This is a genomic window from Dyadobacter endophyticus, assembly GCF_014641595.1.
Taxonomy (GTDB): domain Bacteria; phylum Bacteroidota; class Bacteroidia; order Cytophagales; family Spirosomataceae; genus Dyadobacter; species Dyadobacter endophyticus.
On record NZ_BMIA01000003.1, the window covers coordinates 121,018 to 137,683 of the forward strand.

The 16,666-nt window shown below is 49.4% G+C and carries 11 protein-coding genes; 8 read left to right on the forward strand and 3 right to left on the reverse strand.

All coding sequences use genetic code 11. The features are described from left to right. The first annotated feature begins 1 nt into the window (after nucleotide 1). The 8 genes from IEY24_RS20295 to IEY24_RS20330 all read left to right on the forward strand — a co-directional run bounded on the left by IEY24_RS20295 (nucleotide 2) and on the right by IEY24_RS20330 (nucleotide 11,957). Nucleotides 2–1,732 (forward strand): RagB/SusD family nutrient uptake outer membrane protein, encoded by a 1,731-nt coding sequence (locus IEY24_RS20295; protein ID WP_188935489.1) that lies wholly within the window; start codon nucleotides 2–4, stop codon nucleotides 1,730–1,732. A gap of 34 nt (nucleotides 1,733–1,766) precedes the next feature. Beyond that, nucleotides 1,767–2,996: a purple acid phosphatase family protein gene (locus IEY24_RS20300; protein ID WP_229222760.1), complete on the forward strand. Its 1,230-nt coding sequence runs from the start codon at nucleotides 1,767–1,769 to the stop codon at nucleotides 2,994–2,996. Between the two features lie 160 nt (nucleotides 2,997–3,156). Then, entirely contained in the window at nucleotides 3,157–3,750 is a 594-nt protein-coding gene (locus IEY24_RS20305; protein WP_188935491.1) for an RNA polymerase sigma factor, read from the forward strand. A gap of 89 nt (nucleotides 3,751–3,839) precedes the next feature. Beyond that, nucleotides 3,840–4,943 carry a FecR family protein gene (locus IEY24_RS20310; RefSeq protein ID WP_188935493.1) on the forward strand — a complete coding sequence of 368 codons (1,104 nt, stop codon included), beginning with the start codon at nucleotides 3,840–3,842 and terminating at the stop codon, nucleotides 4,941–4,943. A gap of 193 nt (nucleotides 4,944–5,136) precedes the next feature. Continuing rightward, nucleotides 5,137–8,577: a TonB-dependent receptor gene (locus IEY24_RS20315; protein WP_229222768.1), complete on the forward strand. Its 3,441-nt coding sequence runs from the start codon at nucleotides 5,137–5,139 to the stop codon at nucleotides 8,575–8,577. A 33-nt stretch (nucleotides 8,578–8,610) separates the two neighbouring features. Beyond that, the gene (locus IEY24_RS20320; RefSeq protein WP_188935495.1) at nucleotides 8,611–10,209 is read left to right on the forward strand and encodes a RagB/SusD family nutrient uptake outer membrane protein; all 1,599 of its coding nucleotides are present in this window, start codon (nucleotides 8,611–8,613) and stop codon (nucleotides 10,207–10,209) included. A gap of 118 nt (nucleotides 10,210–10,327) precedes the next feature. After that, on the forward strand, nucleotides 10,328–11,170 hold the full coding sequence (locus tag IEY24_RS20325; protein ID WP_188935496.1) for an endonuclease/exonuclease/phosphatase family protein: 843 nt from the start codon (nucleotides 10,328–10,330) through the stop codon (nucleotides 11,168–11,170). 115 nt (nucleotides 11,171–11,285) lie between these two features. Then, nucleotides 11,286–11,957, forward strand: a complete 672-nt coding sequence (locus tag IEY24_RS20330; protein WP_229222770.1) for a hypothetical protein — start codon at nucleotides 11,286–11,288, stop codon at nucleotides 11,955–11,957. 155 nt (nucleotides 11,958–12,112) lie between these two features. On the opposite strand, the gene IEY24_RS20335 is transcribed toward IEY24_RS20330, so the two are convergent. The 3 genes from IEY24_RS20335 to IEY24_RS20345 form a co-directional block, all read right to left on the reverse strand. Continuing rightward, entirely contained in the window at nucleotides 12,113–13,750 is a 1,638-nt protein-coding gene (locus IEY24_RS20335; protein WP_188935499.1) for a hypothetical protein, read from the reverse strand. Nucleotides 13,751–13,834: 84 nt separating this feature from the next. After that, complete coding sequence (locus tag IEY24_RS20340) at nucleotides 13,835–15,469, reverse strand: hypothetical protein (RefSeq protein ID WP_229222772.1); 1,635 nt, start codon at nucleotides 15,467–15,469, stop codon at nucleotides 13,835–13,837. A gap of 33 nt (nucleotides 15,470–15,502) precedes the next feature. Then, the gene (locus IEY24_RS20345; RefSeq protein ID WP_188935500.1) at nucleotides 15,503–16,537 is read right to left on the reverse strand and encodes a T9SS type A sorting domain-containing protein; all 1,035 of its coding nucleotides are present in this window, start codon (nucleotides 16,535–16,537) and stop codon (nucleotides 15,503–15,505) included. Nucleotides 16,538–16,666 lie beyond the last annotated feature (129 nt).

Consider the following 16,666-nt stretch of genomic DNA (forward strand, 5'->3'; position numbering starts at 1 on the left):
GATGAAAAAAATACTTAGCATAATAGCCATTTCACTCGGCCTGGTGGCTTGCGACCTGGACCAGCTCCCGCAGGATGCGATCTCGCCGGAGACGTTTTTCAATACTGAAAACGACCTTTTGCTTTATACCAATTCCTTTTACAATGCATTGCCGTCCGCCGAAGATATCTACAATGAGGATGTAGATAATGTGATTAAAACGAGCTTGCGCGACGAGTTGCAAGGCACCCGCGTGGTGCCTACGAGCGGCGGTGGCTGGGGCTGGGGTAATTTGCGGAGTATCAATTATTTCCTTGCCAATTCCGGCAAATGCCCCGATAAAAAGGCCGTAGCCAAATACAATGGCCTCGCCCGTTTCTTCCGCGCCTATTTCTATTTTGGAATGGTCAAACGCTTTGGCGATGTGCCGTGGTACTCGACCACCATCGAGCTTGAAGACCAGGCGTTGCTTACCAAAGCCCGCGACCCGCGCACCCTCGTGATGGACTCCGTCATGGCCGATATCGACTACGCGATCGCCAACCTGGACGCCAGCCGCCAGGTGACCACCATTACCAAATTCACCGCATTGGCATTGAAATCGCGTATCGGCTTGTTTGAAGGCACGTTCCGCAAATACCACCCGGAATACAACCTGCCCAATGCCGACAAGTTTCTCGACGCATGTATTTCCGCTTCGGAAGACCTGATGAAAAACAGCGGCTATTCTATTTACAAGGCCACGCCGGCGACCGCCTACATGAAGCTGTTCTCATCCGACAATGCGATCCCCGACGAGGTGATCCTTGCCCGCGATTTCAGCGATGAATTGCAGGTTTACCATAACCTGAACTACTACACCATGACGGCTTCCTATGGCCGCCCGGGCCTGGAAAAGAAATTGGTGAACAGCTATCTGATGGCCGACGGCTCACGGTTTACCGATGTGAAGGGTTACGAAACCATGCAGTTCTATGATGAAGTTCAAAACCGCGATCCGCGCCTTGCGCAGACGATCCGCACGCCGGGGTACACGCGCATAGGCGAAACGGCTCAACTGGTACCGGAGTTTGGCGCCACTGTAACGGGCTACCAGCTCATCAAATTCGTGTCGGCACCCAAATGGGATACATTCTCGAAGGACATTACCGACATGCCGGTTTTCCGCTACGCCGAAGTACTCCTGAATTACGCCGAAGCCAAAGCCGAAAAAGGCAACCTGACCCAGGCCGATCTCGATATTTCCACCAAGCTCACCCGCGACCGCGTAGGCATGCCGAATATCAACATGGACCAGGCCAATGCCAAGCCGGACCCTTACCAGGCCGCACAATACACGCAGATCAGCGGTAAGAACCTGGGTGTGATCCTCGAAATCCGTCGTGAACGCCGCATTGAACTGGTGATGGAGAATTTCTTCCGCTGGGATGATATTATTCGCTGGAAAGAAGGGCAGGCTTTGACCAAACAATACAAAGGCATGTACTTCCCCGGTCCCGGCCAGTATGATCTCGACAAAAGCGGGACCATTGACGTTGTGATCTACGAAGGTACCAAGCCCGATATTAAAGGCGCGCAGCTTTTGAAACTGGGCAGCGATGTGTCGCTGGAAAATGGCGCGAAGGGCGGCAACATCGTCGTGAACGGCCATATTACCAAGAAATTCATCGAAAACCGGGATTACCTTTACCCGATTCCCAAGCAGGAGCGCCTGTTGAACACCAACCTGACGCAAAACCCTAATTGGGAGTAATGCATTTACCGACTATTCCTAACCCTTAATTTTTATGCTTTCAGACAGAAGGTCGTTTCTTGAAAAAATGTCTCGGATCGGGGCGCTGAGCCTGCTGCCGCTAGCCGGTTCGCAGGTTGCCAATGCAGCGGATGCGCCGCCCGTCGCTGACGATAAAAACCATTTCGTGGCCGGCCCCTATTTACAGAATATGGGTTCCGATGAGGTCACCATCATGTGGATCACCCATAAAAACTGTTTCAGCTGGGTCGAGTACGGTGCGGGTACCTACACCAGCAAGCGCGAATTCGGCTACAACAATGGGCTCATTGAGGCAAACAACCGGATCAATAAGATCACATTGACGAACCTTACGCCGGGCACTGAGCACAAATACAAGATCGTGTCCACGGAAGTGCTGGGTTATAAAGGCTCGAAAGTGGAATTTGGTGAAACCATTGCCAGCCCATTATACGGTTTCAAAACCTGGGGACAAAATGAGGATGAGTTCAAAATGGTTGTATTCAATGATATTCACGACCGCCCGCAGATCATCCCGCAGCTGCTGTACCGCCACGGCTACACCGGTAATACCAAAGACTACGATTTCGTGGTTTTCAACGGCGACTGTTTCGACTGGGTAACCGAAGAGCAGCAAATGGTGGATCATTTGATTAAACCGTCGGTGGACATTTTCGCGACGGAATTCCCGTTCCTGCTCACCCAGGGCAACCATGAATGCCGGGGTAGCTTTTCGCGGCACATCCCGGAGTATTACGCCTATCCTGACAATAAATATTATTTCTCTTTCACACGCGGGCCGGTCCATTTCATCGTGCTCGATTCGGGCGAGGACAAGACCGACGATAGCGTTGAATACGGCGGTCTGTCGGCATTTGACCGCTACCGCGAGGTGCAGAAGAAATGGCTGGAAAGGGAAATCGAATCACCAGAGTTCAAAAAGGCCGATTTCCGCGTGCTTTTGATCCACATTTCACCCTACCACTCGGGTGATTGGCATGGTACCCTACATGGGCGGGCACTGTTCGGGCCGGTTTTAAATAAAGCTAAAATTGACCTGCAAATTTCCGGGCATACACACAGGTACATGACGCACGAGCCCGATGCGGACCATAACTGGCCGATCGTGATCGGTGGCGGGCCGCTCGAAGGCAAGCGAACGCTCATTAAACTTCACGCTACCCGTAAGCAGCTGGACCTGAAAATGATCCGCGATGACGGCGAGCTCGTAGGCAAGTTCCTGATTCCTAAGAAGAACAAATAGCCAAGCCATACGGCAGTAAATCAACCGGTTTGCTGCCGTATTTTTTACACCTCCGGTTATTTAAAATATTAACCCAACATTAAATAATTGCCGCTGCTCAAACCGGATTTTTGCCCACAAAGAAAAATGGTACATTTGCTCCTGACGTAACCCATTTTTCGTGGAACAGGACTCGGTACTTTGGCAGAAGTTCAGGGAAGGCGACCCGCTTGCCTTCGAGCAACTTTTGCGCAACTACTACCGACCGTTGTTCGATTATGGAAGGCGTTTTGTGAGCGACCGCGACATTCTCAAAGACCTTGTCCACGATCTTTTTCTTCATTTGTGGGAACGCAGGGAGTCACTCGGCAAGACCGACCAGATCAAGCCCTACCTGCTTACCAGCCTCCGCAACCGCATATTCAAGAACAGTAACCGGCTCGAAGCCCGGCCGGAAGTATTCCTTGCATTGGAACACACGCCCGAGGATTTCCACGAAACGGCCAACTCCATTGAAAGCGAGCTGATTCTCACCGAATTCGCCGCGGAAAAGCTATCCCGCATTCAGCATATTATCCAGTCGCTTACGCCCCGGCAGCAGGAAATCATCCACCTGAAATTTTACCAGGACCTTTCCAATGAGCGCATTGCCGAAATCCTCAACATTTCGCGCCCGGCTACGGCTAATCTCCTGTATGAGAGCCTGAAAATGTTCCGTGAAAAATGGCTTCTGGTCGTAAGCCTGCTCCTGATTTTTCTCACGGGAGGGCACTAATCCAAAATTTTTTAAATTTTTTCTTCATTCTTCCATGATCCTGACGGTCGCGGAGGATTATACTATTAGAACACATTCACCTCAAACCGATGCATCCATTTTACCACTACAACCTGGAAGATTTCCTGACTGATGACGATTTCAGGGTGTGGGTAAAAAACGGCCAGCCGCGAAATGACTTTTTTTGGGCCAAACTCCGTTCGGAATTCCCCGAAAAGGCGCTGCTGATGGACCAGGCAGCCGAACTGATCCTTACCTGGGAAAAGCACCCCAGCGACCTCACACACGAAGAGCTCGATCACGAGGTGAACCGTATACTGAACGAATCCGTAAGAACAATACCCGCCCGGAAAACCGGCATTGTCCAGCTCCGTTGGTGGTATGCCGCGGCGGCGGTGCTTATGCTGGTGGGGCTTGGCTGGTTGATTTCCGGTAATAACGCATTTCAAAAAAGCGACTACACGTATAAACGCTACGTCTCCGCATCCCCTGTCCCGTTGAAAGAAATCTCCAACAGCGGCAAAAAACCGATGAAGGTAAGCCTGCCGGATGGCAGTGAAATACAGCTGATGCCCAATGCGTCGGTAAGCTATGCACCGGTTTTTGTTCAAAATCATAAAAGAGAGGTATTTCTCTCGGGAGAAGCATTTTTCGAAGTCCGGAAAGACAAGGCGAATCCTTTCTTTGTGTATGCCAATGACCTCGTCACACGAGTAGTTGGAACGAGTTTTACCATTAAATCTTCTTCGGAGCGCGTAGAAGTGATCGTTCGCACAGGGAAAGTGGCGGTAATGCAGGCAAAAGACCTCGCCGGAAATGAGTTGGGCGTGCCGGGCATCGATATGCCGGGCACCGTTATGCTGCTGACGCCCAATCAGCAGGTGGTATTTACCGCCGAACGGCCGGTTCTGGAACGCAGCATCACCGAAAACCCGGTGGCCATCGCGCACGCCGTTGCAAAGCCCGACTTTACATTTGACAACCAGCCGGTTGCGGAAGTATTCAGGCTCATGCAGGAAACCTACGGAATACCCATTTTATACGACTCCGTACGGCTCGGAAACTGCTCTCTGAGTGTTGCGCTGCGCGACGAGCCATTCTTTGATAAGTTAGGAATAATCTGCTCTACCATCGAAGCAAGCTACCAGGTAACCGACGGACAGGTCGTTATCACGGGGCAGGGCTGCGAATAATTCAAGTTTTCCTTTCAACCCAAACCACCCTTCTCCCTATGGCAAAATCTTGACCCAGATTCATTAAAAAGCCGGCAATGATTGCAGCATTACCGGCCTGATTTCTCCCGGTTCATTTCAACAGAAGGACAGTTCCGTCAAAATCGGAGCGCGGGAGGGCTTTGTCCAGAATTCATCAAAACCATTCGAATTTATGAAAAAAAGTAGTCGACCACTAACGTATCTGGTGACTGTGATGAAAATTGCATGCATACCGTTCATACTGACCCTGCTGTTCAGCAGCTTGTCGCTCGCCAGTAACGGGCTCGCACAAGAACTGCTGCAACGCTCCGTGACCCTGAAAGCCGAGCGCCAGGAACTGCGCCAGGTGCTCACAAGCCTCGAAAAGTCGACCGGCGTCCGGTTCTCGTACGTGCCCTCGCTCGTACGAAACCAGAAAGTGACCGTTACGGCTGAAAACCAGCGGCTATCCACCGTGCTCGACCAGTTGCTGGCACCGTTGAATATCCGCTATTCGGTTTCCAAAGATTACATTATCCTGAACCGGAAGCCAAGCAAAACCTCGGGCATAAACGACACGAGCCTGCTCGAAATATCCGGCGAAGAGGACCTCATCGAGCGGGTAATTCGCGGGAAAGTCATTGCCGGAGACACAAAGGAGCCGCTGCCGGGCGTAAGTGTGGTGGTAAAGGGCACCCAGCACGGCACCTCCACCGAAGCGAACGGGACATTTGAAATAGAAATCCCCAATGGCGATGCTCAGCTTGTTTTCAGCTTCGTAGGCTACCTCGCGCAGGAAGTGAATGTTGGAAATCAGTCCGAGTTGGAAGTGACACTTTTATCGGATACCAAATCGTTGCAGGAAGTGGTGGTAATTGGTTATGGTACAGTAAAAAAGGCCGATTTATCTGCCTCTGTTGCGACCGTTCCCGATATGGACCAGATCAAAAACCGGCCGGTATTGAATGTCGGCAGCATGATCCAGGGCAAAGTGGCTGGTGTGACGGCTGTCAGCAATGGCGGGCATCCCAACCAAACGCCCAACATTACCATTCGCGGTACCGGCTCGCGCGGGGGTGAAAGCGTGCTCTACGTGGTAGATGGCGTGCCTAATGCACCTTACAACCCGGCTGATATCGAATCCATTACGGTTCTGAAAGATGCGGCTTCGGCAGCTATTTACGGTGCATTCTCCGGTTCGGCCGGCGTAATCCTCATCACCACACGCCAGGCGTCACAAGGCAAGCCGAGCATCGAATACAGTGGTTTTATGGGTATGAAACAAGCCTGGAAACTGCCGCAGTCGCTTACCGCGGCGGACGAAGCCAAGGTTTCCAACCTGGCCTACACCAATGCCGGCCTTGCCCCGCTCGACGGCTGGGATGCTACCAAGAACCCCTACGCGCAAGTCACCCGCACCGACTGGATCGACGAAATCTTCCGCACCGGCCTTATTCAGCGCCATAATATCAGTTTCAATGCCGGTACCGACAAGTTTTCGACGCTTTTGCAGGGCCGCTACGAGCGCGACGAGGGCACGCTGATCAACACTTACGCTCAGAATTTGTCGGTGCGTTTCAATGCGATGTACAAGTTCACGGATAAGCTCAAACTACGTCAGGAGCTTTTTTACAATAACAATGATAACCGCGGGACCGAAACGACGAGCGGTTACAGCGGAACGGTACTTTCGGCCATTTACATGCCACGCTCGGCCACAGCTTATTATGATGACGGTACCTTTGGCGGTGTAGGCCCGCGCGACTCGCAGTACCTGGGTATCCACGGTGATGCGATCAGCCCCGTAGGTACACTGCTTCGCAACAGGCCCTACAACAAAAGCAACGATATGCAGTCGGTTACCGAGCTGGGTTATTCCGATATTATTCCCGGATTGAGCTTCCTGACCCGTTTCAGCTACCGCCAGAACAGCTCGCTCAGAAAGAGTTTCGAGCCAAAAAGAACAGAGCCGGGTAAGCCGAACAACCAAAATACCCTCTCCTACTCTACCGACCGTGGCTATCACTGGATTTGGGAAAATACGGCCAACTACTCCCGCGTATTCGGCCGTCACAACTTAGGCGCAATGGCTTCCATGACCGCGCAGGAAAATGGTAACCGCAATTTCAACATTGCCGCAAAAGGTTTCGAAAATGAAGCCGACTGGGCTCAATTCTTTGTAAATGCATCCATTTTTGACCAGAACCGGCCGGGTGACGACGAGTGGAAAGACCGCAATGCCTCGTATGTAGGCCGTCTGTCGTACAGCTGGGCCGACCGCTACTTTGTGACCGCCAGCTATCGCTACGACATTGCCGGCCGCCTCGCCGAGGGCTTCCGCGCCAAAGGCTATCCGGGTTTCACAGGTGCCTGGAAACTGAGTTCCGAGCCTTTCTTCAATGTAAAAGGAGTTGATCTTTTCAAACTCCGTGCAAGCTGGGGCCGCATCGGCAACATCGGCTCCATCGGAAGATATTATGGCTATCCTAACCTGACGCCCAATAACACCTACCAGGTTGGTAACGGAGCGCCTATCAGCAATGGTTTGTACGTCAATTCAAGGTTTAACCCCGAGCTGTCGTGGGAAACTTCGCAGCAGACGGATTTCGGTTTGGATATTAGCTTGCTGAAAGAAAAACTGACCATTACTGCCGATTACTTTAACAAACTGACCTACGACCTGATCAAGCAGCAAGACACCGAATGGACGAATACTAACGGCTATGGTGCGCCTTATATCAACCAGGGCAAGATCAGAAACACCGGTTTTGAATTTGCGGCCAGCTGGCACGATCAGATCGGCGAATTGGGCTACGAGATCGGCGGTAACTTTGCTACCCTCAAAAACCGTGTCGATTACATCGATGAAAACCCGAACTCGGTATGGACGCATGGCGATGCATGGAGAAGCATTCTGGTCCCATTCCGTTCCACGGTCGGTCAACCTTATTTTTCTTATTGGCTAATCAAAAATGCGGGTATTTTCCAAACCGACGAAGCCGCTGCGGCATACGTGGGGCCCAAAGGCGACCGCATTCAGCCTAATGCGAAGGCGGGTGATCTTAAATTCGTGGATGAAAACGGTGACGGCAAGATCGACGACTCAGACCGCGTGTACATGGGCAATGCATTCCCGAAAGTTACTTACGGTATTACGGCTAATGCTAACTGGAAAAACTTTGATTTCAGTATCTTCTTCCAGGGTGTAGGGGGTGTTAAGTTGTTCAATGCATTCAAGCAATCAACATTGAACGGTGCGGAGCAGGGCTACAACCGTTGGGACAAAATCCTCGACGCATGGTCGGAAACCAATACCGGCTCCGATATTCCCAAGATCAGGGCGAACGATCCGAACAAGAATTTCTCGACCAATTCGGACTGGTATCTTGAAAACGGTAATTACCTGCGTTTGAAGAACCTGATCATCGGTTATACATTCAAAAGCAAACCCGGCAAGCCTAACCTGCGCGTGTACGTAAGCGGCGACAACCTTCTGACATTCACCAAATACTCCGGCATGGACCCCGAGATCGGCAGTCAGCTCATCGACGGGCGCTATACCGCTCCCGGCCTCGACGGCGGTCAGTATCCGGTAGCACGTGTGTATTCAGCCGGTGTGAAGCTCAAATTCTAATACCCAGATTCGACCAAACAAAGACTTTGACTCATGAAACATATCATTAAAAATGCGGGTCTTGCCATTGTAATGGCCATAGGAGCATCCGCATGTACCGAAAGCTGGGTAGATACGAAACCCAACGGCTCCCCCACCACCGCGTTCTTCTGGAAAAGTGATGAGGACCTGAACAAGGCCGTGGCTGCGATGTACGCGCCAATGGGCTACGAGAATACCTGGGGCCGGAACCTGTTCTGGATGCAGAATGCCAGCGACGACATCGTGACCGGCCGCGTACGTGCGGAAAGCGACAATATCAAGAACTTCAACATCACCGGCCGGGAAGGCTCCATTGCCAACTGCTGGAACGATGTGTACTGGATGCTGAATAAGGCCAATCAGGTGATCCAGGGCATTCCGACGGCGACCGGCGTGTCGGATGCGGTAAAAAACCGCGCATTGGGTGAGGCTTATTTTATCCGCGGGTTCTCGCATTTCTGGCTTGCCTACTCCTGGGGCCATAAAGACCTCGGTGTTCCCTTCGACGGCCCTGAAAATGTGGAATTTGGCAAGCGGATACCACCGCAGCTTCCTTCCGTGACCGATAACTACGCGCAGATTATCAGCGATTTGCAAAAAGCCGCCGACCTGCTTCCCTTGTTCCAGACCTACGGCGCAGGCGACCAGGGACGCGCGCACAAGGCTGCTGCATTGGGCTATATGGTGAAAGTATATGCCTATTGGGCACAATATGATGCTTCCAAATGGGCATTGATCCCCGACCTGGCCGATAAGATCAAAAACGAAGGTGCACGTGCGCTCATTACGGGTAAAGGAACACCAGCCGCCAATTACCAGGCAGTGTTCACGATCGACAATAACTGGACGAGCGAATACATCTGGTCGGTAAACTCGGGCGTTCAGGGTGGTTCCATCTTTCCGGGTGTATCTTTGGAAAACAAAGGTTGGGGCATTTTCAATGGCTGGGGTTACTTCCAGCCCACCGAAGAGCTCTATGACGAGTATGAAGCGAAAGACCCGCGCCGCGAGGTGACGATCCTGAAATTCGGCGATAAATTCACTTATTTCGGAAAGGAGCGCTCCTACTTCTCGACCAACAGCCTCTCGGGCTTTCAGATCCGCAAATACATGGAGCCTTACAGCTACGGAAGCAACGAGAATGCGGGCAGCAACATGATGATCAATCAGAGCGGCGACGGCCCGTCGACCCGGCTGAACCTGCCGCTGATGCGATACGCTGAAATATTGCTCTTCAAAGCGGAAGCATTGATTAAACAAAACAAGAATGCGGAAGCAGCAGCGCCGCTGAACGAAATCCGCGCCCGCGTAGGTCTGGCGCCGATCGCGGTACCTACCCTCGCCGACCTCAAACATGAGCGCCGCGTAGAGTTGGCCTGCGAATGGACAGACCGCCTCGCCGACTTGAAACGCTGGGGCGATTACGACAAGATCAACATGCCGCTTCACGGTCGCATTCACGATAACAAAACTGACCCGGCCTCGCCTTACAAAGTGCAGGTGATCTGGCCGGCACGCAGCTTCGACCCGGCCAAACATATGGCCTGGCCTATGAATCCCGATGAAATCTCACGCAGCAACGGTGCCTACAAGCAGACGCCCGGCTGGTAATAATATTGCAGATTTGAATTTTCATCATGGGTTAACATTAATCGTATATTTTTGGCTTCACAACAGGAGACCCTTCGGGGTCTTTTGTTTTATAGTTAATTAATCATCTCTATACCCAATGAAAAAAATTACCCTTTACCTTTTGGCATTCGTTTCGCTCGCAACGGTGGCGTATGCGCAGAAAACCGCAACTATGAATGTAGGTTCGTACAACCTCCGCTACAACACCCCCAACGACGGCGTAAATGCCTGGCCCAACCGCAAGGAGAATGTCAAAGGCCTCGTTCGTTTCCATGAATTCGACATTTTCGGTGTGCAGGAAGCACTAGTGGGCCAGCTGAAAGACGTCGCCGAACTTCCGGAATTCGCCTACTACGGCAAGGGACGCGACGATGGGAAAGAAGGCGGCGAGCATTCGGCCATTTTTTACAAGAAAGCCCGTTTCAAACTGCTCAAATCAGGCGATTTCTGGCTGAGCGAAACACCCGACAAGCCCGGGCTGGGCTGGGATGCAAAATGCTGTAACCGCATTTGCTCATGGGCACAATTCGAGGATGTGAATACCAAAAAGAAATTCTATTTCTTCAACGTACATTTCGATCACCAGGGTGTGGAAGCCCGCAGACAGTCGGGGCATTTGATGGTGAAAAAGATCAAGGAAATCGCAGGAAACAATACCGCCATTCTCACCGGCGACTTCAACTCGACACCGGACACCGAGCAGATGAAAACGATCAGTGGCTTGCTCAACGACACGCACAATGTCACTAAACAAGCCCCATACGGGCCGGAAGGAACCTTCAACAGCTTCAAATTCGACGCAGAAATGAAGACCCGCATCGATTATATCTTTGTAAGCAAAAATGTAGATGTGCTGAAATACGGCGTACTAACTGATTCGAAAGAGCAGCGTTATCCATCAGATCACCAGCCGGTGTTGGTGAAGGTGGAGATTAAATAAGCACCTGGCGGTGTGTGCGTTCTTTGCATCAACCGGCCACCAACGTCATAAATGCATTTACGATAAAATTAATATTAAATTGTAAAGTCGTTCCCAATCTGCCTATCTCGTCGAAATGCAAATACTCCGTTTCCTGATTATTGCGATAACCGGCCTTTCTTTTACTGCAACGCAAAGCGTCAAAATCAAAATCGTTGCTCCAAAGTCCTGGAACGATAAAAACGCCATTTTGCTGACAAGGGAAAAGGGATTTGCTGCGGTAGTGCATTCCATCAAACTCGGCTTCGACACAACGCATTTGACCATGGACCCGGATCTGCTTCCGGACCTCTACCAATTCCAGGTTTCACAAAAGAAAGGGGCACTGACATTCTTCTTTGACCCAGGCACGGAAATCCGCCTGGATACCGGCAACCTGGCAAAATCGGTCGTGAGCCATTCCAGGAGCAATGAAGAATGGCAGAAGTACCAGACCCACGTCCAACGGCCTTCCGACAAGCGTCTGGACGGTTACCTACTCGCGGAGGCTCACGCTAAGAAAAGAAATCTGCCCGACAGCGTCCGCTATTGGATTGGGCTGCAGGCGGCGGAACGGGAAAAACTTTGGGATGCAACCGCTGAATTTATCACTGCTCATCCCCGGTCATATGTCAGCCTGTACTTGTTGAAGGTTGATTGGTTTGCACTAAAAGACAGGAGGTTATTTGAAAGACTTGACCCGTCGCTGGCGCATCATCGGAATTACCGGTTTTTGAAAGAGCGGAATAAGGGGATTGTGAAAAAATGATATCCGCAGCTCTTATTGAGCTGCGGCAAGGCCGCTGATAAAAACTTCATTTATAACAATCAAAAGGGCGACCGTTTGAACCTTCGAAACGATCGCCCTTTTTGATATTCTAAATCATTTCGGGATCTCTCCCTAACCATTACGGCTAACGCCCATCAATCAGCCGTTAATGTCGTTATAGTTTGGTTATTACTTACATTGGTCTCGCCACCACCACCTGGCTGGGGAATTGTAATCGACAGATTTTGTTTTGCACCAGCCGGCGTGCCCGCGTTTCGCGTGATATTGAAGCCTACGACAGAGTAATTACTCGCAGTAATTCCGTATTTGGATGTCACGGTGATATAACTATCAGACTCCACGAACGTCCAAAAATCATTGTTGGTAGGTACCCCATTGGATTGCCCTGCCTGGGTGCTGTATGTGATATTAAAACCCGGTAATTTCGAAACTTTAAAGTAGACGGAGCAATTGCTGTTTTCAGCCTTGATGTTATGTATTTTAACAGTAAAGTCTTTACTACCATTGGCTAAAAAAAACAGTGAATTGATGCTTATAGTTGGTCCCAGGTCGGGAATGCCGGGCATGATTGGATTTCCGACCGTGACTTGTTTAGTTGAAACCTGATTGGCGGGCAAAGAATAACCTCCCTTCGATAAACTGTAGTAAAAAGCATAATAGTCTCCGGGATCCACTTGTGTAGCGTTGTACACAACCTCACCTTGGTGGTCGTTGGTTTTAAACCACACTACCCTCGAATCATCGTCAGGATATTCTAATGCCGAGGTCAGATTCCCCTTTGGGTCTGCACATGAAACTGCGATGGATGTTTTCGTCAGTGGGACTTGCGTAGGTACATAATTGAATTTCAGTTCCGCCTGCGATACCGATGCACTATAACAGTTGAAATCCTTAGCGTAATAAAATGCATAATAAGGTTTTACATTCGCTGGATCCTGATTTGATATCGCAACACTCGCTGCTTGTTGCGGTGTCAAGGTCGGATCTGTTGAATTGGGGCCTGCTTTCCAAACTAGCTCAGCAGTGGGTGTAGTAGCGCTTTTAATGCCAACCGTCGACAAATCCAGTTTGTCATTTGGGAAAGGGGTTTCGATAAGCGATCTGGATAATTCAACCTGCGTATTGAGAAGCTGACAGTCAAAAGGGTATTTATCGATACTGAAATGGACATAGCCAGGCGTTTGGCCAGGTGTTTTACCTGAAAGTCTGAACCTAAGCGTTGAGGAAGCGGGTTTGAAAGTGATAACCCTCTTTGTCCAATGTTTTTTATTACTCGCATCAAAGGTAGTTGTTTGTGACGCTATAATGAAATTAGGATTTTGTCCAACAGTGCCAATTTCCATAGTTGCGGATTCGGCGTAGGGGGAAACCGGCGCAGGATAATCGTACATACCAATCGCAGAAACACTATATCTAAATACGTAGGTCTTATTAATATCAAATCCACTTACATCTATATAAAGCTTATCATTTTGTACCCCTTCGGAAGTCTTGAGCGAAACAAAAGAATTCTTACCCTGCCCAATTGGTAGTTGTTGAGAATAGAGTGATGGAGGAGTGTCCACCAGACTCATATAAATATCCCATAAATAATTCGGGGAATTTATATTAAGACCTGGTCTATCTACGTCCGATATAAAAGGAGTACCAATCGCATTATAATTGGCCGGTACACAATTTGCACATCGCACACCGGTAGTCGGAGAAAACTGCTGCGCGCTTAAAAGCAGCGAACAAAGAAGGAGGAGGCATGAAAATAGAATAGCTTTCATAAAACGGATCTAAATGTGTGAATGATTATTTGCGCAGCGTCCGCACTAAGACCATTGCTGCGGACGCTATCTGGTTGATTCGGGTTAATTACTAGTGGTAATGAATCCGGTGATGGTTTGGTTGTTACCGATGTTAGTCTCTCCGCCGCCGCCTGCGATAGGGATCGTCACAGAAAGATTTTGTTTTGCATCATCCGGTGTATCGCCATTTCGCGTAATCGTGAACCCGATATATGAGTAACCGTTTCCCGCAATGCCGGTCTTGGAAGTCACGGTGATGTAACTGCCGTTTTCCGAAAATGTCCAAAAATCATTGTTGGTATTAATGCCATTGGACTGCCCGGCCTGGGTGCTGTACGTGATATTAAAACCCGGTAATTTCGAAACTTTGAAATAGACTGAACAATTGCTGTTTTCAGCGTTACCATTCTGGATTTTCACTACAAAGTCCTTACTGCCGTTTTGAGAAAAAATCAATGAATTGATCGTTAATAAAGGACCAAGGTCAGGTATTCCGGCTGGAACGGCACTCTCGACGTGCACATGAGCGTTGGATACCTGGCCCGGTTTTAGAGAGTAAGCACCAGTCTGCCATTCATAATAAAATGCATAGTAATCGCCCGGCGGGACTGCTTTGGGATCGAAAACGGGTAGACCAGAATGCGTGTTATTATTAAACCATCGAACCTGTGTGACGGGGTTTTCTTCGAACGCTGTCAAATCGGCCGTAACCGCAGGGCAGGAAAGAAAAACATTGGTTTGAGGTTTCAAAGGAACTTGTGTGGGCGTATACATGAACTTCAATTCGGCATCCGACACCGACACGTTATAGCAATTGAAATCCTTAGCATAGTAAAAGGCGTAGTATGACTTTAAATTAGCAGGATCCAGATTGCCTACTGGAATGGCAGAAGCCTCCTCTGCCGTCAAAGTTGGATCTGTTGAATTCGGCCCTGTCTTCCAAACTAGTTCTGCAGCTGACGGAGTTGCACCTATAATACTAACAGTCGATAAATTCAAGGTATTGGTAGGGAACAATGCGGTAAAGGTATTTTGTCCTATCTCTACCTGAACATTTTGTAGCATGCAATCAATAGGATATTTATCGATGGAAAAATTGATGTATCCTGCCGACAGCCCTGGCGTTGTACCTGTCATTTTAAACTGAAGTACCGAACTTGTTGGCACAAATGTAATTACTCTTGTTATCCATTTATTCCTGGAAAAAGCGTCAATGTCGGTGGTTTGTGATGCTATCTCTACTGCATTTGGTCCGGTAGTGAAAATTTCCATTGTTCCAGATCCCCCATAGGGCGAGTTGTTTCCTGCTTCATAATGCACGCTAGCAGAAAGGACGCTGTAATGAAGCTGATAAGTCTGGCCAATCGTGAAGCCACTAACATTAGAAAAAACTCTGTCGTCATAAACCCCTTCTGATGTCTTCAAAGTAACAAATGAATATTGGCCACCACCAAAAGGCAAACCCTTGGAATAGTCAGATGGAGGATCTGGTAGACGAGGCCCCTGAATATTCCATTTATCAACCTGACTACCCGAGGGGCTCCATACGTCCGAAATACTTGGAGTATGTACCATCGAGTAACCTGCTGGATGGCAGTTAGCACAAGGCATTCCAGTAGTAGGCGAGAATTGCTGAGCATGTACACCTAACGAGCCGAGAAGCGTGATGCTCAAAAGTAAAGGTAAAATCGCTTTCATTTTATTATTGTTGAATAATGCGTGAAACATAAACTATTTACCCACCGCAATGCGATAATTGCTTTCCAAACCATCGGCATTTTTAATCCTGACGTTGTAAATGCCGGAAGCAAGCGATCTTACATCAATTTTAGATTCAGGTTTTTTAGCGGAAACGTATACCTGTCGACCGGTCTTGTCAAGAATTGTTACTTGTGTTACCGTGCCCCAATTATCATCGTTCAGATACAAATAGTCTACTACCGGATTGGGATACACGAAAGCTGATGCACCATCAAATTTCACACTCCTTATGCTGCTGAATGCGGTACTGCTGTCCTTGTCAATCATTTTCAGACGATATAGGTTTTCGCCTTTCAAAGGGTTCCGGTCAATGGCTTCATACGATCGGATGGTAGTGCTCTCCCCAGCCGATTGTACCGACTCTATGGGGATCCATTCTTTTCCCTTCGTGCTTCGCTGAACTTCGAAGCGGTCGCTGTTGGTCTCTTCGCTGGTAGACCAGGTTAATACCGCGCTGCTTTCAACTTTTTCTGCATTAAAATCCCGGAGTGTAACCGGCAAATTGACCATGACTGGAATGCTGGATGCGCTGTTATCATCGTTAGGATTATTTGATTGGAGCAATTTCTCAAACAACAAGGTACCTGAAACAGCACCTGTTCCTACTGCATTTCCCTGCACCAGAATGCGGAATTCAGCGCAATCGTCGAATGCGACAAGTGGCTTTTTACAAAGGACTTTTACATTATGACTATCCTGGCTGCTGTTGTCAATAAATACAATGCCAAAATCAGCAGCCGGCAGAGGTGTCCCGTCCAGCTTCGTTACGCCCAGTATCGTCAAATTAGTCGAGAAACTGACGAGCGCGGAGACCGCGTCGGAAGGAGTAGAGAGCCCGCCAGGATCATTGTTACACATGTAAACATCCATAATTCCCTGATGCCCATTCAGAATGGAGAGTTGCCCCGCGTTAATATTGATCCCCACATTTTGCGCACGTACCAACTGCGGCGCCAGTAAGACGGCCAGTGCAAAGAGCCTGAGCCACATTTTTCTTGTTTTCATAGTATGCTTGTTAAATAACTGATATAGTAGAAATCAAATTTCCGAGCTTTGATCCAGAGCAAAATCATTTGTTGAGCCTGAGGTGGGAAACGGTAACTTATCGGTATTTATCACCTTTGCTAAACGTTT